The organism is Sinorhizobium sp. CB7, from assembly GCF_041357635.1.
Taxonomy (GTDB): domain Bacteria; phylum Pseudomonadota; class Alphaproteobacteria; order Rhizobiales; family Rhizobiaceae; genus Rhizobium.
On sequence record NZ_JAULLL010000011.1, the window covers coordinates 268,525 to 290,806 of the forward strand.

The following is a 22,282-nucleotide window of genomic DNA, read 5'->3' on the forward strand; positions in this document are numbered from 1 at the left end:
TTCGTCCGTTATGAACGAACAGAAACGCAAAAAATTAAAGTTCGTATTAGAAGAGGTCCCCGCCGGCTTCCTCGTGGACTCCGCATGGATGCGGAAAATGGAAATTCGCCGAAGCTCCACACATGACTACGTTCGCCGAGGCTGGCTCGAACCTGTTATTCATGGTGTTTATCGACGCCCTTTACCAGGAGAGGGTGCAGCGGAAAAAAGCACGGACTGGCGTATCGCTGTCCTTTCCGCACAGACGATCATGGACTACAAATTTCATGTCGGCGGCCGCACAGCACTCGCGCTTCAAGGCCACGTGCATTACCTCGCGCTCGGCGCGGCCGAAAACATCTTTGTCTATGGCAACGCACCCCGATGGCTGATTAGTCTTCCTACCAACGGTCTTGTCATCGCCCGCAGCACGCGCCTGTTCAATACGGCCGATCTCGGCGTCGAGCCGTTGCCAACCGAGGCGGACCAAATCCTGAACCTACAGCGTTGGGCGATACGGGCCTCGACGCCGGAGCGGGCGGTTTTGGAAGCGTTAGACGAACTTCCGGAAAACGAGAGCTTTCACAACATCGACGCAATCTTTGAAGGGTTGAGCAATCTGCGTCCGCGCCGCGTAACAGAGCTTCTGGCGGCTTGCACCAAGGTTCAGGTGAAGAGACTTTTTTTCGTCTTCGCCGACCGCCACAAGCACGCTTGGCTCAAGCACGTCGATCGTTCGGCCGTCGACCTAGGCAGCGGCGACCGCTCTTTCGTCAAGGGCGGGAAACTCCATCCGATCTATCGAATCACAATTCCCGAAGAATATCTACCCGGACAGACAGAGGGCACCAATGGCCCGTGATCAATACATCTCTCAACTCAAGCTGCTCGTTCAGGTGCTGCCGGCGATTGCGGACGAACCCGCTTTCGCGCTGAAAGGCGGAACCGCCATCAATCTGTTCTATAGGGATCTTCCGCGCCTTTCGGTCGATATCGATCTCACCTACCTGCCACTCAAACCGAGAGAGGCGAGCCTGATCGACATCGACCAGACGCTGGATCGTGTCGCAGCCAAAGTTGAACGGATCAAGGACGTCCGGGCAAAGCGAATAGCCGGCGGCGGTGGTGGCGATACGCGTATCGAAGTCAGGCGCGGGCAAACGGCGATCAAGATAGAGACGTCCCCCGTCGCCAGAGGTACGGTTCATCCCGTCGAACGACGAAGGGTGAGCGACCGGGTCGAAGACGAGTTTGGATTTGCTGAAATGCAGGTTGTCGCATTCGAAGATCTCTTCGGTGGTAAGATGCATGCAGCAGTCGATCGACAACATCCTCGCGACCTGTTCGATATCAAGTTACTTTACGAAAACGAAGGCATCAGCGATTTGCTGTTTCGGACTTTCCTGGTCTACGTGGTGAGCTCTGGACGTCCGCCACACGAATTGCTGGCGCCGAACCGGTCAGAGATTTCCCATGTCTTCAATCGAGAATTCGAGGGCATGACGATCGAAAAAGTCTCGCTGGACGAATTGCTGCAGACCCGTGAGCGATTTCTCGCCGACATCCGCGAACGCCTCGACGACGCAGCCCAAAAGTTCCTGCTGTCTCTACACGACATCGAGCCTGACTTCGATGCCATCGGGCTGCCGGCTGCACTTGAGTTGCCGGCCGTACGATGGAAGCTTCTGAACCTGGAACGCCTAAAGAACGACAATCCAACAAAACACGCAGAGCAGCGTCGAGAAATCGAGCGCCTCTTCAGCCGTTAATTGGGGTAGCTCTGTTCACTCCGGACCCAGAGCACGTCCCCACGCGTCTGGAGCCATGACCTATAGATTGCAGAGCTTAGGAGCCGCCAAATCGCCGAAGCATGGACTTGAGCCTTTCGTTCTCCTCGCGAAGGCTCACGATGAGGAGGCGTTTGAGTTGGCGGTTTTCAGCCTCAAGAGCTGCCAGCTCCTCGTCCGAACCGTGCTGAACTGAGAGGTCGCAGTGATTTTGGAGCAGCACCGGACTTTGTGGGATCTGAGAGCGACGTGTCGCTGCTCGAGATTTCGAAGTCCCTGTTTGCACAGAGGCCGGTTGCTCCAGCGCAGAAGGTCCGCCGTCGAGCGCGTCATGCTCGCCAGCTGTCGGCTCGGCAGCTTTGTCTGGCGAAGGCATTGCAGCGGGAGTGCCCGGAGAGCTGTCGATGCCAACCGGCGTATCTGGGGTAACCACAATGGGTTCCACTGCGTCGATATTTTTCACGCCGGTATGGAGTTGAGGCAGATCAACCTCGGTCATGGCACTGTCGGCCTCGACCGCGCGAGCCACCGCCCGCAAGTCCAGATTGCCCCATATCGACTTTGGTCGGACCCCTGTATGGCGCCTGTTCGTCTTGTATTCGACGACGAAATTGGATCGTGATGTTCTCATATGCCGAAATATTGGGTTGGATGATGACGCCCACTGACGTAGTCAGTGGCACCTTTCAAAAAGCCATCAAACGCTGCGGATGCGTGGAAATCATTTGATGAGAGATGCTGTCAGACCGCTAGCTCATCCCCAGTCTCTTCCGAAGAGCGGCGTTTTCCGCACGTAGTTTGTCAGAAAGCAGCTTTCGGAGCCTCCGATTTTCTTCCTCGAGCTGATTGAACTCGGCAAGTTCATCGTCCACGGAGACAGATACGACCGAAACCTGTGCGGGAGATTGAGCCGTCGCTTTCTTCCATTGATAATACGTCTGGTCGGAAATACCCGCGCTTTTGACGGCATCCTTCAAGGTTGCGCCACCAGCGACTTCGGCTTCGATCTGACCGACCTTTTCAAGTTTTTCCTGATCGCTGAGGCCGCGGGTTTTTGGCTTCACGGGTTTGGACGAGCCTACCCCGGTCTTTGCCGCCGTTGCCTTCCTGGCCCTTGAAGTCTTTTTCGGCGCAGGCGGCTCAACTTCCGCGTTGCCGGCACCGTCCGGCGGAATCTGATTCTCTTCGTTAGGCATTGACCGTCCTCTGTGAATTACTGCTTTGTCGGCCAGCTCGATCCAAGAGTCAACATTCAGGCCTGGGGCATCGAGAAACACTCACATCCGCGATCACCTGGCTCAGCTAGGCGGAATATCCATCAATCCGCCCGCGTCAATCTAGCCCGAGGATCTCTGCCCGGAAGGTTCCCGTGGCAGGTGCGGCGACTACCGCCGCCCTCACCTGCTACTTCCAGAATTGAAGCTGATCCGCGAGGGCTACTCCGGCGAAGCTCTTGATCAACATGCCTTTCAGATTGATCGACAGCGATCTGCTGCCATATCCTTACTCGGAACAATCTCCTGAAAAAGTAGCATCGAATCCTCGTCCGATACGAGTCCGCAGTATGGCCGCGCCAGGCTCGTCCATGTTGGCGCACATCTCAGAAAACAATTGCCCTACCGCCTTGCCGGGATTTTGGTTGTCTTAATCGGACCTATCTCGCCCGGACGTCTGGCATCGTTGAAATCGGGTCTATCGCCGACAACGATGCGCGCCTTGAATTGAAAACCGGGCTGCAGTCAATAGGCTGACCCCAATTGATGGCTGCTTCTGTCGCCGCGCCCAGACGGTTTTAAAACGTCGCGCCGGCCGACAGGAGGTCATTAACTCTGCGCAGTAGTTAGTCGCGCCTAACTCGACAATACAAGCTCGCGTTCGCGACTTTATCACTTGCCCTAGCAGCGCCAGACCTGCCCGGCACGTGACAGCTAGCTCAACCCCCCCGGGGCATGGAATGATCGCAAGACCCGAAGACAAATGCAGTTAGGCGCGCCTAACGCCGGAAACAAAGCCCGGCCAAAGCTATCCGAGAAGCAGTCTCAGTCGTTGTTGATTGAAACCCCTTCCGGCATCCCTCCGACCCACGGACATGGGCAAGACCTCGCGCCGCCAATCCATCACCTACTGTTCTGTCACCGCGGCCTTGTCTCTGGCAAGGAGGTGTCCAAGAGCCAATCGGATTTGACCCCGCAGGTGCAACTCTGGCTTCCGCAGTCAGGCTTCTGGGAAGCGTGGAGCACCGGTAGGCGCCAACTCTGAGCGTCACCCGATTTCAAATCGGCGAATAAACCACCAACACGAGCCGGGTCGCCCGTGGTTAGGCGCGCCTAACTGTGTCCCCATTGTTCGCTCTCAACTGCGCCATGACCATCGGCCCCAGTGAAAACTCGCCGCGCTCCCAGCGCCTCGAAAGGTCGCGCAGATAGCCTCCAGGAGAATTTATGAAGTTTGCTCTTTCGAGGATACAGGCCATCGCCACAGCTGCGTTTTCAGGCCCCATCACCTCGCAGGCCTCTTGATAGGCCGACGGGCTGACGCCCAACATCGATCTCACAACCACCGCAGCCGACATCATGTCACGCCAGGTGCCGATCGCCCCACCGGCCCCGTAGGCGCAGATTTCCGGGCAGGCTTTCAACACCAGGCTTAACGGGAAGGATAGGTTCGCCGAGCGCGGCGGCACGCCTCCTCCACCGGATTTTGCTCCCTGCTCTTTTCCAGAGCTAGGTTCAAGTTCATTAAAGGATTCGGGTTTTGAATTCTGTATGTGACGCTCACTATGGGCATCATTGGCGCTATTTAATTCGGCTTCTTCCTGAATTCTCAAGCGGTTGAGGATTTCAGTGTAAAGCAGCTGTATTTCGTTCAGGGTGCTTTCAACGTCGGTGTGCGACGGCGTGCGTGGAAGGCGAGCTATCAGATCCAAATAGGCGTTTTCGATTGCGTGCCAGTCGCCGTCAACACCTTCCTCGATGGCCGCACTGATCAGCTTTCTGACGTCCCTGCGGTAAATGGTGAGGGTTTCCTTAGCGTTCCTGAAAGCGGTACGGGCCGCCACGACTTCCTGTGCCATTAGAGCAAGTTCCTCAGCGCGCGAGAGAAGAGGGGACAAATCGAACCCGAAGGCAGTCTCGATCTCGCCGTCACGATCCTTCCGCGCAAATCTCTTGCCGTTGGCGCTGTCCTTCCGCACAATAAGTCCCGCGTCCACGAGGATGGCCAGATGCCGTCGAAGTGTCGCTCCGGCAATGCCATGGGCGCGTAGCGCCAGTTGGGCGTTTGACGGAAAGACCACCATGGGCTTGTCTTGCCGAAGCTCATTGCTCGGATGGAACGTCAGGAGCGCGTCCAGGACGGCCACGCTGCGATCCTGCAGGCCAAGCATCTCCCTGGCTTCAGCAACATCACGGAAGACCTTCCACTTCTCGACGGACTTGCCTTGCTTGATCTCGTTCGCGGCCACCTGCCGTTTCACGAGGGCAAGCGTCATCGACCGCCGTCCAAACGGCGTCGTCACACTTCCCGTATGCATCGTCTTTCACCTTTCAGAAGGCAAAAGAAATCCGCTCACCAAAACGGTGCCAAAGACTCTTGACGAAGATTCATGGAAATGCGATTCTCTGTCTTGCTACAGAACAGATAAGGGCTTCCACGACGGCAACGTTGAGGGGGCTCTTTTCTTTTGCGGGGTTTTCTCCGTGGTCTGTTGATCGGGTATGTTATTTCGACGAACGGTGCTTGCGGTAGAGACCCTCAAGCGTCTCCAGGACGAGCGCGGCGAACTCCGGCGCTTCCTTTCTGTCGATTGCAATTTCCAATTTCCCATCCGTGCTGAGGACTTTGGCGAGACGCTTGCCGCTGTCAGTTGTCCACACGTGTGCAGCCACCGTCGTCGACCGCGGTTTCAAATGAGTCACGAGCGACTTGAAGCGGGCCTCCGAGGGGAGGGCTTTGGCTTCGGAGGTGGCAAGAAAAATATTCGCCGCGTCAAGCGCGCCATCCTTGGCCAACAGATCGGCAAGTTCAACCCAACTGCGGCGGCCGACCCCGGGGGCAGGGCCGATCGCATTAATCAGCTCCCTTGGGATCCTGACCACCACGGACAACATATAGGAGAGATCACTCTTGTAGACGGACAGGGCTGCCATAATGACATCCCTTGAGAAACGCTGCTGGAGATTGTCCGCAAAGAGAGCCTTCTCAATATAGGTCAGATCCTGGCGCTCATTGTTTTCCTGACCTTGCGCCACGACGAGCTGCTCGTCGGTCAATTCGCGAACGATCGCCCGGACCTGCTTCTGAAGAGCGTGAACGGCTTGCAGGCGACGATGCCCGAACGCGACCTGATAGCGCCCACTCTGCTCCGGATGAGGGCGCACGAGGATTGGCACCTGCTGTCCGCTTTCCCTTATGGAGGCGATCAGCCCCTCGATATCGCCGGGCATACGATCTTGCGCAAAGGAGGGCTCAATATCGGCTGGGTCAATCTCAATGACGGTCTGCCCCTCGGCTAACCGTCGTTCGATCTCATCGGCTCGAGCCTGCCGCGCCTTCTCTTCACGAATGGTAGTGCCGACCTGTTTGACAAGCTTGTTGTCGGCAGAACCGTCCTCCGGCTGCGCGGCAGGCGAGAGCAGGGGACGACCTTGGGTTTTTGTCGGACGGGCGGCATCCACCGCGACAAGATTGAGAAGGTTTTTCCGGCTCATGCAGCTCTCCCCCAAGACTTCTTGATCAAGGTCTCGATTTCCTCATTGACATTGTTCATCGCTTCGAGGGCTCGGTCGTATGTGGTGCGCGTAAACTGACCTCGTTCGACCTCATAAAGGGTCTGGTTGGTCAGTCCTGCGTCCGAAACGGCTGTCGTTTTCAGCATCGGGAAATTCAGAACATGCGAACCGAAGATCGATCGCAGGTAGCCGACCATCTGATTCTGCGGCCCATCAGCTGGCTCGAAGCGCGTGATCAGGTAACGCAGCCACGAAAAATCAACATTTCCTCCGGCAGTTGCGACCTCGCGAAGAAGATCAGCCACCATCGCCAGGAACTGGTTCATCGACATCACGTCAAGCATCTGGGGGTGAACCGTCACGATCACTGACGTTGCCGCTGTGAGGGCAGACAAGGTGAGATAGCCAAGTTGCGGCGGGCAGTCGATGACGACGATATCGTAATTGCTTTCGACTTCGTCCAACACCTGGCGAACGCGTTCAAAGAACATCACGTCACCTGCCTGCCGCTTCATCAGCGCACGCGGCGTGTCATGCTCAAATTCCATGAGTTCCAGATTGCCCGGGATGAGATGCAGATCCGGGATATAGGTCGATCGAATGATCTCCTGAATTGGCCGGCGCTCATCATCATAGCGAATGGCGCCATACATCGTCTCGTTCGAGCCGACATCCAGCTCGGGTTGGTTGCCAAAAAGCGCCGAGAGGCTTGCCTGAGGGTCCAAGTCGAGCGCCAGAACCCTGTAGCCACGCAATGCCAAAAATTGCGCCAAATGCGCAGCCGTTGTGGTCTTGCCTGAGCCGCCCTTGAAATTCATGACGGAGATGACCTGCAGTGCTTCGCTATCACGCCTGTGAGGCAAATACCGCCTATCAGCCCGGCCAACACGGTCGAGGTGCCGGCGGATCTTGTCGATATCTTCTACGGAATAAGAGCGGCGGCCACCGGCAGTTATACTAACTTCAAGATCCTCAATATCGTTGGATACCTGCCGGAGATAGACTTCCTTGACACCGACGAGCTTGGCCGCTTCAGATGGCTGAAAGTGGCGAATCCCTTTCTCCGCGACAGGCGGGAAGGTGCTCAGATGGTGGGCTTGGAGCTGTGTCGCCAGCGCCGAGGAGTGCCGCTCGATCAGATCGACCAACGTCTCTTGTGCCGCAATTTTCTGTTCAGCCGTCCGCTTCATTTTCAGCCCGATTTTCCAAAACAGCGCTTTGCGGCGTTCAACTCGATTTACACCGCTGTTGCAATAAGCCCCGATTCTGTCGGCGCGGCAAGCTATTTATGGTAAACAAAATCTTAACGAAGCTACTGGTTTCTCAAGGCAAATGGGCTGAAGCGCGAGCAATTCCCAAGTGAAACAAGCATTTGGGACAACCGGGCCTCCTTGAACCTTGTTGTCGAGAATCCTGGGCAGAGAACTCGCTATGAGTAATCAAAGGCGCTTGAACAACTTCAAAGCAAGCGAATCGCTCCCGGAACCCGCCGAGATGGCCGCAAGCTAGATCGCCCCGGCAAGGGGTCAAGGTCCACGACGATCCTATCCGGCCTTTCAAATTCACCAAATGTTTGATCGCGCGGAAAATTGCGGGCGCCTCCTGAAAACCGGCTTGAAATCGTCGAGCGTCTCCGGCTGCTCACCAGATCCCGTCGAACGCCTGAAATTTTACAAGCTGAAGGATTAAAGCCGATGCGGCGAAGCCAGGAATAGCAGTACGGGGCTGCGAGGCGGCTGATGAAGGTGCTTTTAATGGCGGATGAGGCCAAAGCGATGGGCTTCATCCAGCAGGTCGCGGACGGAGGAGGGCTGCCATTTTTTGCCACCGCGCACAGGCCGCTCTCCCATCTGATCCAGTTGAGCGGCAATGTCGCGAAGCGATAGATCGGGATCGGCAATGGCAATCGCGGCGACGAGCTTCATGAGATGATCTTCCGGCGCTCGGCGGGGGGAGCGGGCGAGGAGCTCTTTCTCAGCGAGTTTTTCGCGGACCATGCGATGAACGGCGCGGCGAAGGCGCTCGACGGTCCAGTCATGACCGCGTCGATTGAGAACCCGCACGACATTCTCCCAGCTATGCTGCGGCCGGAGCTGCCGCACCGTCGGCAGCCAAGTTTGTGCCGACGAGATCAGATCGTCGAGATACAATTTCTCGCGTGCTTTCGACACTGCCTTGATCGCCTCCGGTCGGCGCTCCCGCAGACCAGGATTTCCGGGGAGCTTTCCTCTGGCTTTAGCAGCATTAATGCCAGCCTTGGTGCGTTCGGCGATGAGCGCCCGCTCAAGCTGGGCGACAGCACCGAGAACCTGGAGGGAGAACATTCCTTGGGGCGTAGAGGTATCAATCGGATCCCGGATCGACCGGAAATGGACGCCGCGCTCTTCGAGATTCTCGATGACCTGCAGTAGGTGACTGACGGATCGCGCCAGCCGATCGAGCCGCACCACGACGAGAACGTCGCCAGCGGTGAGCTCCGCGAGCAATCGGGTCAACACCGGGCGAGCGCGCGAAGCACCCGAGCCGTGCTCTTGATAGATCCGATCACAGCCTGCGGCACGGAGCTCGCTCATCTGGGCATCATGAAGCTGATCGTCGGTTGAGACGCGGGCGTAGCCGATCAGCCGTCTTTGGGCCGGCGATGGTGTAACCGCTTTTTGTTTTGCCACGGCTTTTTCGCGCCTTTTCCAGAGAGCGTTGTACAAATAAACAATGCGTGAGTAAACGTTCCTTTGCAAGCGTGTTTTATCCTCAGAATGGCGGCCCGCCGGACTCGAAATCGCGCTGCGGACGATCGTCGGGTCATGGCGGCAACCCAACGCGCGTGGGTGGCCCTCTATGGCGAAAGCGCCGAAATACAAGGGATTAGAGGAGGGGAGGGGAGAGCGAACTGACGTCGACTGGACCAATTGCGTGGCGCCAGCGCAGGGGAGGGCGCCCATGCCGGCAGCACCTGCGAAACACATTCGATACCAGATACTTATCGGAAGTGAGGCATGGGCGTTGAGCGGCTTATGCGGTGACGGAAGAAAGTGGAATGTTCGCTTCCGTTACAGAAAAGAACAGCATTAATTCATATGGTTAATGAGACGCAAAGATCGTGTCCCATGGAGTGGTGTAGCTGGATTTCATAGCCATCGGTGATTTCCGGTAGGGTCGGGTTGCTTAGAGCCAACCTGAGGGACACCACCGATGACCGACGACATGATGAACCTGCGCTCACTCGTTGAGAAGAGCGCTGACGCCGATTTGCTGCGCGAGATGATCGACTTTGCTGCCGAGAAGCTGATGGCGCTGGAGGTGGGCACGAAGACCGGCGCGGGCTATGGCGAGAAGAATGGCTTCCGACTGGCCCAGCGTAACGGCTATCGCGACCGGGATTGGGAGACACGAGCGGGCACCGTCGAGCTGCGCATTCCCAAGCTTCGCACCGGCAGCTATTTCCCGAGCTTTCTGGAGCCGCGCCGCATGGCCGAGAAGGCTCTGACGGCGGTCATCCAAGAGGCCTACATCCAGGGCGTTTCGACCCGCTCGGTTGATGACCTCGTCAAGGCCATGGGCATGAGCGGTATCTCCAAAAGCCAGGTATCCCGGCTGTGCGAGGAGATCGATGAGAAGGTGAAGGCCTTCCTCGACAGGCCCATCGAAGGAGAATGGCCCTACCTGTGGATCGATGGTGCGCCGTGCGGCGCGGGAGGTGCTTATGATTTAGCGTAACCTCTCGAGCTTGCCGATTTTTGACCGGCGGCTGCGATGCCGCCCGATTCACAGGAGCAGTGGGTTGAAGGGGGCCGAGAAGCCTGACCGGGCGTCGCCGGTTGGGTTGCATAAGCAGATTGGCCTTAACTGTACCGGACGCTGTCCATCAACCGCGGGCCGGGCTACCGCAATGCCTATGGCGAGACAACGAAGTGGGCGCCAGAAGCCTCGGAATACACATATCGCTTCCATCGACGTGATGGCGTGGAAGCACGAAGAGCAATCAGAGGCGGTAAGGTTCGTCGATCCTTGTTGCCGGGTTCTCAATGAGACCCGAGATGGGACTGGCTCCTATGCCCCATCTCCCGCATTGCACGGGGTAGAGCTCACCGCCTAACGGCACAAGGTTGGAAATCGGAACACGGGAACTTGGATCGTCTGCCCGGTTGGAAGCCGGGCTCGCTGCGACGGCCAGATAGGGACGACACCAAGGGCGGAGCTTTCGTAGTAGTCGGAGTGCGGGAAAGCCACGCACAGGGCGAAGGGAAGCAGGAAGACGATAGGCTTGTAAAGACGGAGGAGTGATCTGTGGACACGGATCATCGGACCGATAAGGTCTGGGTACTCGGCATTCAAAGCAAACTCTATCAGTGGAGTAGGGCTAATCCCGATGATCAGTGGCGCGACATGTGGGGTTGGTTGACCGACCTCAGGGTGCTGCGGCACGCCTGGCAGCGCGTTGCCTCCAACAAAGGTGGGCGCACGGCCGGGGTTGACGGGATGACGGTGGGGCGTATTCGGAACAGGAGTGAACAGCGCTTTCTGGTCGATCTTCAAGCGGATCTGCGCAGCGGCGCATATCGGCCAAGTCCGGCCAGACGCAAGCTCATTCCAAAGGCCGGGAAACCGGGGCAATTCCGGCCCTTGGGCATCCCCACCATCAGGGACCGCGTCGTGCAAGGCGCGGTTAAGATCCTTTTGGAGCCAATCTTCGAGGCACAGTTCTGGCATGTCTCTTATGGGTTTCGACCCGGCAGAAACACCCATGGTGCCTTGGAGTACATTCGTCGGGCAGCCTTGCCGCAGAAGCGGGACAAGGACACTCGGCGAGACCGGCTGCCATACCCTTGGGTTATTGAGGGGGACATCAAAGGATGCTTCGACAATATCAATCATCATCACCTGCTCGAGCGGATGCGAAAGCGCATCGGTGATCGACGAGTGGTGCGATTGGTCGGATTATTCCTCAAGGCCGGTGTTTTGACGGAGGATCAATTCCTCCGGACGGACGCCGGTACCCCTCAGGGCGGGATCATCTCACCTTTGCTCGCAAACATCGCCCTTAGCGCGATCGAGGAGCGGTATGAAAGGTGGACCTATCACCGCAAAAAGACCCAAGCCCGTCGCAAAAGCAACGGGGTGGCGGCAGCGGCGAGCGCCCGGGACAGCGATCGTATAGCAGGACGCTGTGTGTATCTGCCGGTGCGCTACGCCGACGACTTCGTGGTTCTGGTGTCTGGATCGCTGGAGGAGGCAATGGCAGAGAAATCTGCTCTGGCCGACTACCTGATCAAGACAACCGGACTGACGCTGTCGCCGGAAAAGACGAAGGTTACGGCCATGACAGAGGGATTCGAGTTTCTCGGATTCCGCTTCAGTGTGCATTGGGACAAACGCTATGGCTACGGCCCGCGCGTTGAAATACCCAAGGCAAAGGCCGCGAACCTGCGTCACAAAGTCAAGCAACTGACGCAACGTGATAGCATATCCGTCAGTCTTGGCGAAAAGCTTCGAGGGGTGAATGCCATTACCAGCGGATGGGCGAATTATTATCGCTACTGTGTAGGTGCCGGCCGCGTATTTGTCGCTCTAGACTGGTACATTGGCCTGCGTCTGTACTGCTGGCTACGTAAGAAACGTCCAAAGGCTACCCCAAGCGAACTGTGGGGCTCGAAACAGCCAAGCAGACGCCGGGCAACGAGACGGGTCTGGCGAGAGGGATCCATTGAGCAACATGTGCTCTGCTGGACACCTGTCGAGCGATATCGTCTTGCGTGGATGGATATGCCTGACTTTGCCATGTCTTCTGGAGAGCCGGATGCGTAGCGAAAGGCGCACGTCCGGTTCGGCGAGAGGCGATGCGAGACCTGCCGCCGCAATGCGGTAAGGCGCGTATCGCCTACTCATCCGACCTACCTCAAGGTCCGGCGCGGTGGTCGTATTGTCTCCGTTGCCGTAATCATCGCCGTCGGCGCCAACACCGACGGCCGACGCGAGGTGCTCGGCATGGAGATCGGCACGTCCGAGGCCGAGGCGATCTGGACCGAGTTTCTTCGAAAGCTGACCAGGCGGGGCCTGCGTGGCGTCAAGCTCGTCGTCTCCGATGCCCATGAGGGCATCAAGGCCGCAGTATCGAAGGTGCTTTCCGCCACCTGGCAGCGCTGCAGGGTGCACTTTATGCGCAATGCCTTGGCCCATGCTGGAAAGAGCGGACGCCGTGTTGTCTCCGCCTTCATTGCCACGGCCTTCGCTCAGGACACGCCGGAGGCCGCAAGCACTCAGTGGCGCAACGTCGCCGACCAGATCAGGGCAAAGGTACCGAAGCTCGCCAGTCTCATGGACAGTGCCGAGCAAGACGTGCTCGCCTACATGACCTTTCCCAAGCAGCATTGGGCCAAACTTCACTCGACCAACCCGATTGAGCGATTGAACGGCGAGATCAAGCGGCGCACAGAGGTCGTCGGCATCTTCCCCAACGACGACGCCATCGTGCGCCTGGTCGGTGCGCTGCTGCTCGAACAGAACAATGAATGGGCCGTCCAGCGATCCCGCTACATGACACTTGAGACAATCGCCACAATGAGCGATGATCCGCTCATCACTCCGCCCGCCTTCGCGCCGCCACCAAAACCGCGCGGCAGGCCACCGAAAAATGGCCATCTCTCCTTGTCGTCCACGTCGGCATAAGTGGGGAATTTTACTTCGGCACTTTTGGGTAAATTTCACGCGGCATTGACAGCAGCGCGCGCGTTCAGCTGATCCCGGGAAATCTGCGTAGTGGGAGTTGCGAAAGGAGAGGGGGGGCAGCTGGCACGTCTTCATCAAACGGAGCGGGGTATCGCGGGCGATCAGACCATCATGGCTCATCGTGCCGCCCGAGATCTCCGCTAGATACCAAATCCTGCAGATCGTTGTTCAATGGTTGGTGTGTGGCCAGACGTGACTCGTGGTGATGGCATCGAGTGAGCGGGCACCACGTTTTTTGAACAGCCTAATAACTCCAACGCGGCTTTGGGACAGGATCTGGTCGGTAAAAATCCTAGGAAGCGAAGCGCAAGACATGGCGGGACTTCCATATCTTCGAAATCGCAATTTTCCGACATGCTAAATCGTTCAAATCTCGAGCTCTCGGAGTCGTTTCACCTCTGTGGCGAATTTGATTAGGTCGATTTCGAAACAAACGGTTACGGGAGGTACGGCGATAACCACCTGCACTTTCAGCTCAACTGAGGCAAGGGCAGCCTTCCATAGGACGAGCGCCCAAGGCGGCGCTCCTGGTTTCTCAGCCTCGGCTAACTTCTCTCTGATGATCGCTTTGGAATATTCAGGACTCGTATTATCAGCCGCCCCGATCAGCAGCGTCTTGCCTCGGATTCTTCCGGCAGCACTGATACCCGCATGCTGAATAGCAGCCGCTGCGGCCTTGATTGTTTCGTCCCGTATCGCGTCTCGACGTAGGGTCGCCAAAGCGACGGCAAGGTCTTCCTCTTGCTTCCGCCATCGCTCGTTTCTTAGCCGTAGGCCTTCACGCTCGGAGGGCGTGTGAAGTTCAGCGGGCTTTCCGGTCGGGGGTGGTAACGGCTCGCCCTTTCGAATGGCGGCCAGTTGATCGTACCGATCTATTTTAGAAAGTTCATCTCCAAATCCCAGTTTCACGATGTGCCCTCCTACCCACAATAAAGGACTTTATCAGATACTTCACCCGGTTGTCGTTTTCGATGATGGCCTTCTAGTTCGTTTCCCTCTCAAGGCGAAGGTTGGCATTTTCATCCCGAACCTGGACGTTGTCGCTGTCAAGCTTGTCGAACCGGGCTTCCGCGTGCTGCGACGTTTCCAGCAGACCAGAGACAAGACTGCTCAACGCATCAAGTGAGAGCGTGTCGGCATGCTCAGGGGAGGAAAGCAGGTTCTTCATGGCAGGACCGCGCTGCCACCCGCTTTTGCCCCAAGTACTAAGCGGGGCAGAATTGATGGCATTTACCTTCCGATATCGATTGGACCTTTAAGCTGAAAATCCGAAACCCCATTTTCGCCTAACGATTTTCACATCGGGCAGAGGAGGGCCCCTCAAAGCCTGAGGCTTTGGTGATATTGACGCGAAGCGGTCGCCGGCGCTGGTATTTGCGGGCCGTTTCCCCACTGGCATGATCAAGCTGTTTTTGGACATAGCGCTCGACCGAAGAGGCAGGAATGCATCCTAACGTCGTTCGACTGCTTAAGAGTTCGGAAGAGCACCGGTTGCGTGGACCCGGTTGACGCCGGTCGCGCACCATGAAAGTCCTGTCGTAGCGGTATTCGAGGGGCATATGGCTGACGAAATCTCAATCTGGACGACGAAGGAAATCATACTGGCCGTCCTGGGCACGGGGATCGTCTCTGGCTCCGCGTCGTTCATAGTAGACTACTTCCGAGGTCAATCGAGCCGCAAGCGCGACCGGATCTATCTATGCATTCGGATTGCCACCGCGCTTGAAGCATACGCTATTAAGTGCGCGGAGTTGCTGGACGCATCCGAGGCGCATTATGAGCAGACAAAGACGCCTCTCGGAATAATGCTTCCCGAGGCGCCTGTTTATCCGGCAGATGTCGATTGGCACTCTATTGATCCGAAGATTGTGTACCGCGTCATGACCTTTTTTGAACGAGTGTGAGGCTCAGGCTGCTGGTGCCCGCTTCGTCGACAACTTTGAAGGCAACCCGTTTGGCGGGGAGGACGCAGTAAAGACTACAGGGAAGAGGGCCTACGAACTGGCCACTGTGTTGAGAGCGGTTGCTAACCTTCAAGCACCGGATTTCGGTAATGTGCTTAAACCGCTATTTAAATGAGCCATGGGCCGGCATCTGCATTCTGCGGCAATCCTCGTGGCTCCGGCTCGGCCCCTTTGCGTTAAACGGGTCGGACCACCGACCCGCATTCGCTGCGTTCAATCGCAGTCTTCGTCGAACATCTTCTGGAGGCTTCATTCACCGACGACAAGAGTTTCGATCATCGGAAGGTCGGCGGCAGGTGTGGGCAGAATGCTCATGAAATCGCCATTGCAAAAGCCGTGATCGGCGGCGAGCGCTCGTAGGAGCACCGGCCGCCAATGGTTTCGGTGAAACCGAGCAAACTCAACCTGTGCCTGTTGTATGAGAAAGTCCCGTACTCCAGCGTTGGCTCCAAGACGGAACGACAGGTGTAGGGCCACCGTGTGCCCAGTAAGATAGGTGTTAATCTCACGAGCGTAGCGCTCATTTAAGTGGAGCCGAACCAGCTGGAAGGTTAGGCGTTCGTGGAGTAACTGCGGCAGACCGACGTTCCCATCTATGTGAAAATTGACCACGAGGCCGCCATCAGTTGTCAGTGAGGCTTGAAGGAAGTCGACCTGTGGAAGTTGCTCGAAATATGCATGAACGAACTGCTGGCCAGCCGCCGCTGCAACAGTAGCGGATTTTGATTGATTGCACTCTCCGCAGGTTGGCACGAGGTTGCGGGTATATACAGCAAGAGGTTGGAACGTCGCTTTGGGAAGGTAGTGGTCAAGCTGACGTGGAGCCGATATGCCGCAAATGGGGCAGTGCTCGACTCCGCGCATGAGGTCATTGCGAATGGACGCGAGTTTCCTGCTAACCTGTGTAAAACCATATGCTGATTGGATCGCACTCTTCAAAGCCGCGTTGAGGTCACCACCCTTGAGGTTTTCATCTGGCGAGCCGCCTCCGAGATCGTAGGCATCGTACAGAGCGATCACAGCATCAATCTCGGCGTCCGTCGCGGGATAGCCGTATGCAACGTCGTTCCACTCGTACACTTCAAGCGCAGTTGTCAGGTGCTGCCTGACGTGATCGCGGGACGGAAGCGGCAGATTCCTCACTGCTGTTGAGCCTTTCGCGCCAAACCAGCCATAACGTACGCGAGAGCTTGACCGCTCAGTCGGGGCGAAAAGAATTGGTTGATTTCGTCGAGCGATGAGTGAGTTTCGATCAGCCAATCGAGCACCGCATGAAAGTCAGTCGCTTTTGCCGTCAGACCAAAGGTGTCGTAGGTCAGAGTTCCGACATTTTCCCCGAAGGTCTCCGAGCCTGGGGCGATAACATCGAAATGGCTTCCCGCCCGGCGAACAATTCTCACATGACGTGCGAGAGTCTCCTGGAGAACAACGGGAGAATGGGTAGCGACGATCGCGACCGCGTTCTTTCGCTCAAGCACTATTCGGAGGGAGTGCATCAAAGCCGCGATCAGCGGTGGATGGAGATGTGTCTCTGGTTCGTCGAATAGCACGATCGACTTCTGAGTGGCATGGGCCACAAGCGAGGCAACCACATGGAGAACGATCTTGTGTCCTGTGCTCCAACTAAGGAAGGCTGATCGTGCATCGCTCCCTACCATTTCGAGAAGCTGTAGGCTTTCGACATCAGCAAATGACGGATCATCGAAAATTGGCTTAAGAGCCTCGTCGAGCAGGGGGCCATCATTATTCAGGGAAATTTGTTGGATCAGCCGGTCGAACTCATCTGCGAGCTGGTCGAGCGACTTCAATCGTGTTGTTGTCCGCCGATCCTGTGTTGCGACGACTGCCCTCTCAGAAACCGGGAGATTTCTCGCTGCTGCGGTCCTTAAATCGTCACGGACCTCGGCAACGATGTCTCGGAGGCCAGCGTAGATGTATCGCCCCTTTCCCTTCTCGATGTCAGTTGCAATCTGCTGCAAGTCCGTTTCATAGAGACCGGGAACGATAAAGTTGTCGAAAGCACTATATGAGATCGCGATGATCTTGATGAAACCCACGGAAAGCGGTTCGAACCGACCGATGGCAGAGATTTCCGCCCTTAGGCGTTCAGAGGGCGGTGAGTACGCGACGCGCGCGATGCGCGAAAGGAGCGTGCTCTTGCCCGAGCCATTGCGCCCGATCATAGCAATGATACGACGTGGAAGCCCTTTGGGGAGCTTTCCGGGCATGGGCCAAATAAGCGTAGACGGCAGATTGGGCCGCGGCGCGTCAAAATCGAGAGAGACTGATGTGCCCCAATTCGCCGGAATGAAGGTGAGGGATTGATTGACATCGGCGATCTCTGAAAAGTTGCCGGAATAGATCGAATGAGCATCCTCAAGAAATCCGTCGGGATCGGGATTGTCGCGGAAGAGCGAGATTGACCAGCCGGGTTCATTCCTGAAACGGTCGCGCAGTTCGGGAAAAGCGACCACGTCGCGCAAGGAATCCAGGATCTGATCACGCTGAGGTCGCGGTATCTCATTAAGCCGCTGGTAGTAATCGAGCGAGCTGCCAACCGAGCAGAACCGATCATCGAGGCTCTCGAAATCTCGCCCGATTTGAAGATCATCGAACTTTGTTTGCCCCTCGCGCAATATCTTCACGCCGCCGATCAACGTCGGCGGCTCATGTGGATCATCTGTCCGATGATACAGGTGATAGAGGGTCCGAAAGCTGAAGTCGTTCCAATTGTCCTGCTGAAGGGCGAAGATCGTCGAGAAAGGGCTTATGCCATTTCGGTTCGGCGACTGAACGGTGATCGTCAACGCTCTATCTCCTCAAGGGAATATTTGAAACGGATTGTTCCTCAAGCCCGAGCTCATTGGGCACCTTTGCGGGCTGTCGCCAGAGCGCGTCCAAGCCGGAACACCCGGACGGCACCGACAACAATATCGATGTTGCGCTTTTTCCCGAACACGACGTTCGCGGAAACGGGAATGTGGCGATGGCTGTTCTCCAGACTTGATTCAATTTATGGTTGGGAGCTTGTATCGCTGTAGCGGCCGATAGAGAGACATGAAGATCTCATCGGCCATGTCACCGAGAAGCTCCAATGGCAGGCCTTTTATCGATCCGACGAAACTCGAACCGAAAAACTCCGATTTATTGGGGAGCCTTCCAGCGATCGTCTGATAGGTTGAGAACATCGACCTCACCAGCTCCGTCCCTTCCTGCCCTTGGACATGCGACTCGTGCCCAGGGTCGATGGAGACGCAGTCCCAATGAAGCTCCCCGTATTTCCTATTGCGAACGACGTAGAGGAAAGGAATGTCGCGCAACTTGCACTCGTGAAACCAAACATCCCTTAGCTCGATCCCAGCCCTGCCTGCGTCCAGCCACGTACGATCAGGTAGGGCACGAATCTCTTCAGCTTGAATAGAGATAGCTGCCACAGATGTGGAAATATTGAACGAGGTCAGCCTCCTAAGGAAAGCGCTGACTTGAAAATCGCCAATCAATGGTCGGTACCCAGGCTGTTGCCGTATGGCTGCAAGTAGAGACGCGTGCGTCTTAAAGCTCAGCGCTGCTGCCATGGCCTCGGTTATATGAGAGGACCTAAAAGCAAACGCCGAAAGCCGCCGCCGGAGATAGGCCTTGAGCTCGTAGAGATTGTCGTCCGAAAGAAGAACACCGGTCATGAAGATCCCTTTGGAACTGGGTCGCCTGTCGCCAATTACGAGGCGACCAAAGAGATCGCGTCATCATCATTCACTGAACCATTAGTTCCACTTTGACCTGGCGACAGGTCCGGAAGGAATCACCGGGAGAAAAATACTAACATCCCGAACCCAACGCAATATTATTGCAACAGAAGATTTCCTTCCGCTACATCAAAAGCTAATGGTTGTGCGATGGTGAGATATATACGCCGCTTATATTTCGGGGGAGAGAATTTATGGCAGCGCCAACACCGGCATTCGGCTTTGATGAAAACGCCGAGATAGAAACCAATCTGAACGCATTTAGTGCTCATCTTGCCCGAAGCGACAGCTTACTAAGCAGCGTGTTGGTTGGGACTTTTCCGAAGTTGCGCGATGAGTCCTACGTTCCGGGTGACGTCTGGACGGGTCTATACGATGCTCTATTGAGTTCCGACGACGTGAGCTCGTCGGTAATTGTTGTGCCGCCTGTTGCTGCTTCTACGACACCTCTCCCGGCGTCGGTTGCGGGCGGATGGTTTTTGGAAGGCGTGAGTATTGAAGGGTTCCGGGGCATTAACAACGAGGGAAAGCCGCTTGAGCTCAAGTTTAAGCCTGACAAGGTCAACAGTGTCTCAGCAGTCAATGGCGTCGGCAAAACTTCGATCTATGATGCTATACGGTTCGCAATTTCCGGCCGTCTGCCTTGGCTCGATGACCTTCCGGCTACCGATCGAGACGGAGACTACTATCTCAACCGCTTCCATGGCGCGAAAACGGCAACGATCAAACTCGCGCTTGTTGAGGCGGTGACCGGCCAACAGTGCGAAATCATCGTGATACGCGATCAGCTCGGCAATCGCACCGTTACGGCCACAGCGCCGTGGGACGGCAGCGCCGTCCTAAAGACCTTGGACCGGGAGTTCGTCCTTCTCGACGGCCCCACGTTTCAAAACTTCATCGCCGCCAAACCTCAAGCCCGCGGCCGCACTTTTGCGGGGCTGTTGGGATTGTCAGAATACAGTTATATCCGTCAGGCTTTGGCGGCGCTCGCGCATACGAAAGCCTTTAATAATTATTTCAACGCGGCAACCATTGCCCAAAATCAGGCCCATGCTGAAAAGGGCATCAGGGATGCCGGCGACTCAATCCATCGAGACTATGCAATTTTGGCCGGACAGGACTGGACACAGATGTCTCTGCCGGAAACGTTGGCAGTGTGCCACAAGGCGCTCGAACAGATTGGGCCTCTGAAGGAGTTGTGCGAGGGAAGGGAGTTTCGGGAAATCGACATCGATGCTTGCATAGAGGCGGTGAAGGCTGCCGAGGGCGGCCCTAAGCGAGAGCGCCTGACGCAGTGTATTCGTGACAGACAGGATCTGCTCACTTTAACCGTGCAGGCACCGGATACCATTCGTAGTGGTAAGTTAGCGGAACTTGCCGTGGCCCGTGAGGAAGCTGTTGCAAAGACGGCGGGCGACGTCATGCTTCACTTATTTCAGGCCGGGGCTAAGGCGCTGCAGTTGCCGGAATGGGCTAACAGGGGTGTCTGCCCTCTGTGCGATAGCGACGTGCCCCACGATCTTCAAAATCATGTCAACGGAAAGCTGGCGGATTTTACCGCGCTGGATTCCGCAACTCAGGCAGTGGCTCTCGAATGGAACGAGGCGGGTTGGACGAACCTCACGGGATTGGAAAAGCTGCTCGAAACTGAGGCGTCAGCGCGTAAAATAGCACTTTCCGCAGATCGGGCGATGAAAGGGGTGATTACCGGGGAAGAGGCTAGGGGTCTGAGCGAATGGCTGAGCGATCTACGCGCGCGCGCCGACAAACGTGATGAAGCGCTCCGCAAGGAACAAGCTGAGCTCGAAAAGGAACTGCCGCAATCGTCCGTGGAAGTCACGAAAAAGGTTGAGGCGGCAAGACGCATTCAGGAGGCGTGTATCAAGCTTGATGAAGCTGTGACAAATCGTGACGCCGCGAAAAAGCGGGCGGACCAAGTAGTCCGAATCAAGTCCTTCCTCGACCGCGCGTCCTCCGATTTCGCGGTCGCCGAAACCGCCATTAGCAAGGCGCGACTGGCCGCCATCGAACCGATCTTCAAGGCAAATTTCGGCGAAATGTCATTTCTCGGTGTCACGCCGGCAGTATCCAAGCGGGCGAATAGCGAGGATCTCCAGATCCGCCTCGCAGAGTTTTATGGGTTGTCAGACCTGTCGCCTCAAGCACTGTTGTCGGAAAGCTGCCGCAACGCGTTTGCCATCGCGCTGTATCTCGCGGCCGCGTCACTCTACGGCGGTATGCCCAAGTTCATTGTTCTCGATGACGTCACATCCAGTTTCGATGCGGGTCATCAGCTCTTCCTCATCGAGTTGTTGCGCAAGACCTTTGCACGACCGGGAAATCCTAATGGCTTGCAGGTCATTATTCTCAGCCATGACACGATGCTGGAAAAACTCTTCAACAAGCATGCAACGTCCGGCATTTGGTGGCACCAGCGACTGGAGGGCATGCCGCAATTCGCGGTTCTTCCGCAGACGGGTGCCGTTAACAAGGTGCGCGATCACACGATTTCTATGCTTCAGGCAGGCCAGGTCGACTTCGCGAAGGAGGGCGTTCGCCAATATCTCGAATATCGTCTCAGCGAGCTCATCAGCCGGCTACGCATTCCTGTCCCCGTTGATGTGGCCTTCAACGACAATAAGCAGCTTGCCGGTGAATTTTTGAACGCAATCGACGCGGCTGTAAAATTGCACAACGCGGCTAACTCGTTAGTGCTGAGCACGACACAACAAGCTGGCCTTAATTCCAATATGACAACGATCGTCGGAAATTTCCTCAGCCATTGGGGAACCGGCCAGACATTGAGCTTCACCGCTCCCGCCTTGTTGGGTGTGATGAATGCCATCGATCAATATTGCGACTGCTTCAAATTCGAACCAGCGCCAGGCGCTTCAAAGATCTTTTACAAATCGCTGTCGCAGCGTCAGTAACTGAGACTCCAGTGTCGATCTGCGGTCAAAGCGCCGTCCGGATCGTCCAAGTCTCATCGCGATATTATCGCCTATCAAGGCTTGCATAGCGCCTTTTGCTTCAGGTCGTCTCATCGAGTAGGGAGGTAAACAGGTCACGTAGCTGTTCGTCTCCGAAAATGTCTTTGTCATCTTTTGCAGGTGTAAAGGATGGCCCTTGGTCGTCGCTCGCTTCCTCAGCGATTGCTGATATCCGATCCTGGATTGCCGTGATCGCAATTGCCAGCCGGCCTGCAGCCACGCCGGCGCGTGGAGCTAGCTTGGTAAGCATTTCGACGCGTTCCTGGAGTGTTGATTCTGAGTCGCTTTCCGCCGCGCGCGGCTCCGCTTGAATGATCTCCTCCTCGATCGCGGAGTTCATCGCATCGATGAGATTTTTGCTTA

The 22,282-nt window shown here is 56.4% G+C and carries 17 protein-coding genes and 2 pseudogenes; 7 read left to right on the top strand and 12 right to left on the bottom strand.

What is annotated here, in order from left to right; translation table 11 throughout:
* Positions 1 to 10: 10 nt before the first annotated feature.
* Both AAE029_RS22035 and AAE029_RS22040 read left to right on the top strand, forming a co-directional pair.
* Positions 11 to 841 carry a type IV toxin-antitoxin system AbiEi family antitoxin domain-containing protein gene (locus AAE029_RS22035; protein ID WP_371075029.1) on the top strand — a complete coding sequence of 277 codons (831 nt, stop codon included), beginning with the start codon at positions 11 to 13 and terminating at the stop codon, positions 839 to 841.
* Complete coding sequence (locus AAE029_RS22040; RefSeq protein WP_371075030.1) at positions 831 to 1,748, top strand: nucleotidyl transferase AbiEii/AbiGii toxin family protein; 918 nt, start codon at positions 831 to 833, stop codon at positions 1,746 to 1,748. Before AAE029_RS22035 ends, AAE029_RS22040 begins: the two co-directional genes overlap by 11 nt.
* A gap of 76 nt (positions 1,749 to 1,824) precedes the next feature.
* Here the strand turns inward: AAE029_RS22040 and AAE029_RS22045 are convergent, their stop codons facing one another.
* From AAE029_RS22045 to AAE029_RS22070, 6 genes are all read right to left on the bottom strand, one after another.
* A complete protein-coding gene (locus tag AAE029_RS22045; protein ID WP_371075031.1) occupies positions 1,825 to 2,265 on the bottom strand; it encodes a hypothetical protein in 441 nt (146 codons plus the stop codon).
* Positions 2,266 to 2,515: 250 nt separating this feature from the next.
* On the bottom strand, positions 2,516 to 3,043 hold the full coding sequence (locus AAE029_RS22050) for a transposase (RefSeq protein WP_371075032.1): 528 nt from the start codon (positions 3,041 to 3,043) through the stop codon (positions 2,516 to 2,518).
* A gap of 1,040 nt (positions 3,044 to 4,083) precedes the next feature.
* Positions 4,084 to 5,298 carry a plasmid replication protein RepC gene (repC, locus tag AAE029_RS22055; RefSeq protein ID WP_371075033.1) on the bottom strand — a complete coding sequence of 405 codons (1,215 nt, stop codon included), beginning with the start codon at positions 5,296 to 5,298 and terminating at the stop codon, positions 4,084 to 4,086.
* A gap of 187 nt (positions 5,299 to 5,485) precedes the next feature.
* Positions 5,486 to 6,475 (bottom strand): plasmid partitioning protein RepB, encoded by a 990-nt coding sequence (repB, locus tag AAE029_RS22060; protein WP_371075034.1) that lies wholly within the window; start codon positions 6,473 to 6,475, stop codon positions 5,486 to 5,488.
* The gene (gene repA / locus AAE029_RS22065; RefSeq protein ID WP_371075035.1) at positions 6,472 to 7,686 is read right to left on the bottom strand and encodes a plasmid partitioning protein RepA; all 1,215 of its coding nucleotides are present in this window, start codon (positions 7,684 to 7,686) and stop codon (positions 6,472 to 6,474) included. Before repA ends, repB begins: the two co-directional genes overlap by 4 nt.
* A 561-nt stretch (positions 7,687 to 8,247) precedes the next feature.
* Positions 8,248 to 9,165, bottom strand: coding sequence for a recombinase family protein (locus AAE029_RS22070; protein WP_371075036.1), 918 nt, complete (start codon positions 9,163 to 9,165; stop codon positions 8,248 to 8,250).
* A 523-nt stretch (positions 9,166 to 9,688) separates the two neighbouring features.
* Here AAE029_RS22070 and AAE029_RS22075 point away from each other — a divergent pair.
* The 3 genes and pseudogenes from AAE029_RS22075 to AAE029_RS22085 all read left to right on the top strand — a co-directional run.
* A pseudogene (locus AAE029_RS22075) lies at positions 9,689 to 10,171 on the top strand (transposase); the annotation flags it as partial.
* A gap of 612 nt (positions 10,172 to 10,783) precedes the next feature.
* Complete coding sequence (gene ltrA, locus AAE029_RS22080; RefSeq protein ID WP_371075037.1) at positions 10,784 to 12,301, top strand: group II intron reverse transcriptase/maturase; 1,518 nt, start codon at positions 10,784 to 10,786, stop codon at positions 12,299 to 12,301.
* An 84-nt stretch (positions 12,302 to 12,385) separates the two neighbouring features.
* A pseudogene (locus tag AAE029_RS22085) lies at positions 12,386 to 13,162 on the top strand (IS256 family transposase); the annotation flags it as partial.
* A gap of 426 nt (positions 13,163 to 13,588) precedes the next feature.
* Here the strand turns inward: AAE029_RS22085 and AAE029_RS22090 are convergent.
* Both AAE029_RS22090 and AAE029_RS22095 read right to left on the bottom strand, forming a co-directional pair.
* On the bottom strand, positions 13,589 to 14,131 hold the full coding sequence (locus tag AAE029_RS22090) for a hypothetical protein (RefSeq protein ID WP_371075038.1): 543 nt from the start codon (positions 14,129 to 14,131) through the stop codon (positions 13,589 to 13,591).
* A 73-nt stretch (positions 14,132 to 14,204) separates the two neighbouring features.
* Positions 14,205 to 14,390: a hypothetical protein gene (locus AAE029_RS22095; protein WP_371075039.1), complete on the bottom strand. Its 186-nt coding sequence runs from the start codon at positions 14,388 to 14,390 to the stop codon at positions 14,205 to 14,207.
* Between the two features lie 391 nt (positions 14,391 to 14,781).
* Here AAE029_RS22095 and AAE029_RS22100 point away from each other — a divergent pair, with 391 nt between their 5' ends.
* Positions 14,782 to 15,126, top strand: a complete 345-nt coding sequence (locus AAE029_RS22100) for a hypothetical protein (protein ID WP_371075040.1) — start codon at positions 14,782 to 14,784, stop codon at positions 15,124 to 15,126.
* Positions 15,127 to 15,435: 309 nt separating this feature from the next.
* Here the strand turns inward: AAE029_RS22100 and AAE029_RS22105 are convergent, their stop codons facing one another.
* The 3 genes from AAE029_RS22105 to AAE029_RS22115 form a co-directional block, all read right to left on the bottom strand.
* Positions 15,436 to 16,329: an HNH endonuclease gene (locus tag AAE029_RS22105; protein ID WP_371075041.1), complete on the bottom strand. Its 894-nt coding sequence runs from the start codon at positions 16,327 to 16,329 to the stop codon at positions 15,436 to 15,438.
* Positions 16,326 to 17,993 (bottom strand): AAA family ATPase, encoded by a 1,668-nt coding sequence (locus AAE029_RS22110; RefSeq protein WP_371075042.1) that lies wholly within the window; start codon positions 17,991 to 17,993, stop codon positions 16,326 to 16,328. Before AAE029_RS22110 ends, AAE029_RS22105 begins: the two co-directional genes overlap by 4 nt.
* Positions 17,994 to 18,194: 201 nt before the next feature.
* Positions 18,195 to 18,866, bottom strand: a complete 672-nt coding sequence (locus AAE029_RS22115) for a hypothetical protein (protein ID WP_371075043.1) — start codon at positions 18,864 to 18,866, stop codon at positions 18,195 to 18,197.
* A gap of 257 nt (positions 18,867 to 19,123) precedes the next feature.
* Here AAE029_RS22115 and AAE029_RS22120 point away from each other — a divergent pair, with 257 nt between their 5' ends.
* On the top strand, positions 19,124 to 21,859 hold the full coding sequence (locus tag AAE029_RS22120) for an AAA family ATPase (RefSeq protein WP_371075044.1): 2,736 nt from the start codon (positions 19,124 to 19,126) through the stop codon (positions 21,857 to 21,859).
* A gap of 100 nt (positions 21,860 to 21,959) precedes the next feature.
* Here AAE029_RS22120 and AAE029_RS22125 read toward each other — a convergent pair.
* Positions 21,960 to 22,282, bottom strand: a 323-nt coding sequence (locus tag AAE029_RS22125; RefSeq protein WP_371075045.1) for a hypothetical protein, incomplete at its 5' end; no start/stop codon positions are given.

What these genes read in the sequence shown, in the direction of transcription:
- repA (WP_371075035.1), bottom strand. Translation starts at nt 7,686, where the DNA reads ATGAAGCGGACGGCTGAACAGAAAATTGCGGCACAAGAGACGTTGGTC.
- repC (WP_371075033.1), bottom strand. Translation starts at nt 5,298, where the DNA reads ATGCATACGGGAAGTGTGACGACGCCGTTTGGACGGCGGTCGATGACG.
- AAE029_RS22120 (WP_371075044.1), top strand. Translation starts at nt 19,124, where the DNA reads ATGGCAGCGCCAACACCGGCATTCGGCTTTGATGAAAACGCCGAGATA.
- repB (WP_371075034.1), bottom strand. Translation starts at nt 6,475, where the DNA reads ATGAGCCGGAAAAACCTTCTCAATCTTGTCGCGGTGGATGCCGCCCGT.
- AAE029_RS22115 (WP_371075043.1), bottom strand. Translation starts at nt 18,866, where the DNA reads ATGACCGGTGTTCTTCTTTCGGACGACAATCTCTACGAGCTCAAGGCC.
- AAE029_RS22035 (WP_371075029.1), top strand. Translation starts at nt 11, where the DNA reads ATGAACGAACAGAAACGCAAAAAATTAAAGTTCGTATTAGAAGAGGTC.
- AAE029_RS22100 (WP_371075040.1), top strand. Translation starts at nt 14,782, where the DNA reads ATGGCTGACGAAATCTCAATCTGGACGACGAAGGAAATCATACTGGCC.
- AAE029_RS22045 (WP_371075031.1), bottom strand. Translation starts at nt 2,265, where the DNA reads ATGACCGAGGTTGATCTGCCTCAACTCCATACCGGCGTGAAAAATATC.
- AAE029_RS22040 (WP_371075030.1), top strand. Translation starts at nt 831, where the DNA reads ATGGCCCGTGATCAATACATCTCTCAACTCAAGCTGCTCGTTCAGGTG.
- AAE029_RS22095 (WP_371075039.1), bottom strand. Translation starts at nt 14,390, where the DNA reads ATGAAGAACCTGCTTTCCTCCCCTGAGCATGCCGACACGCTCTCACTT.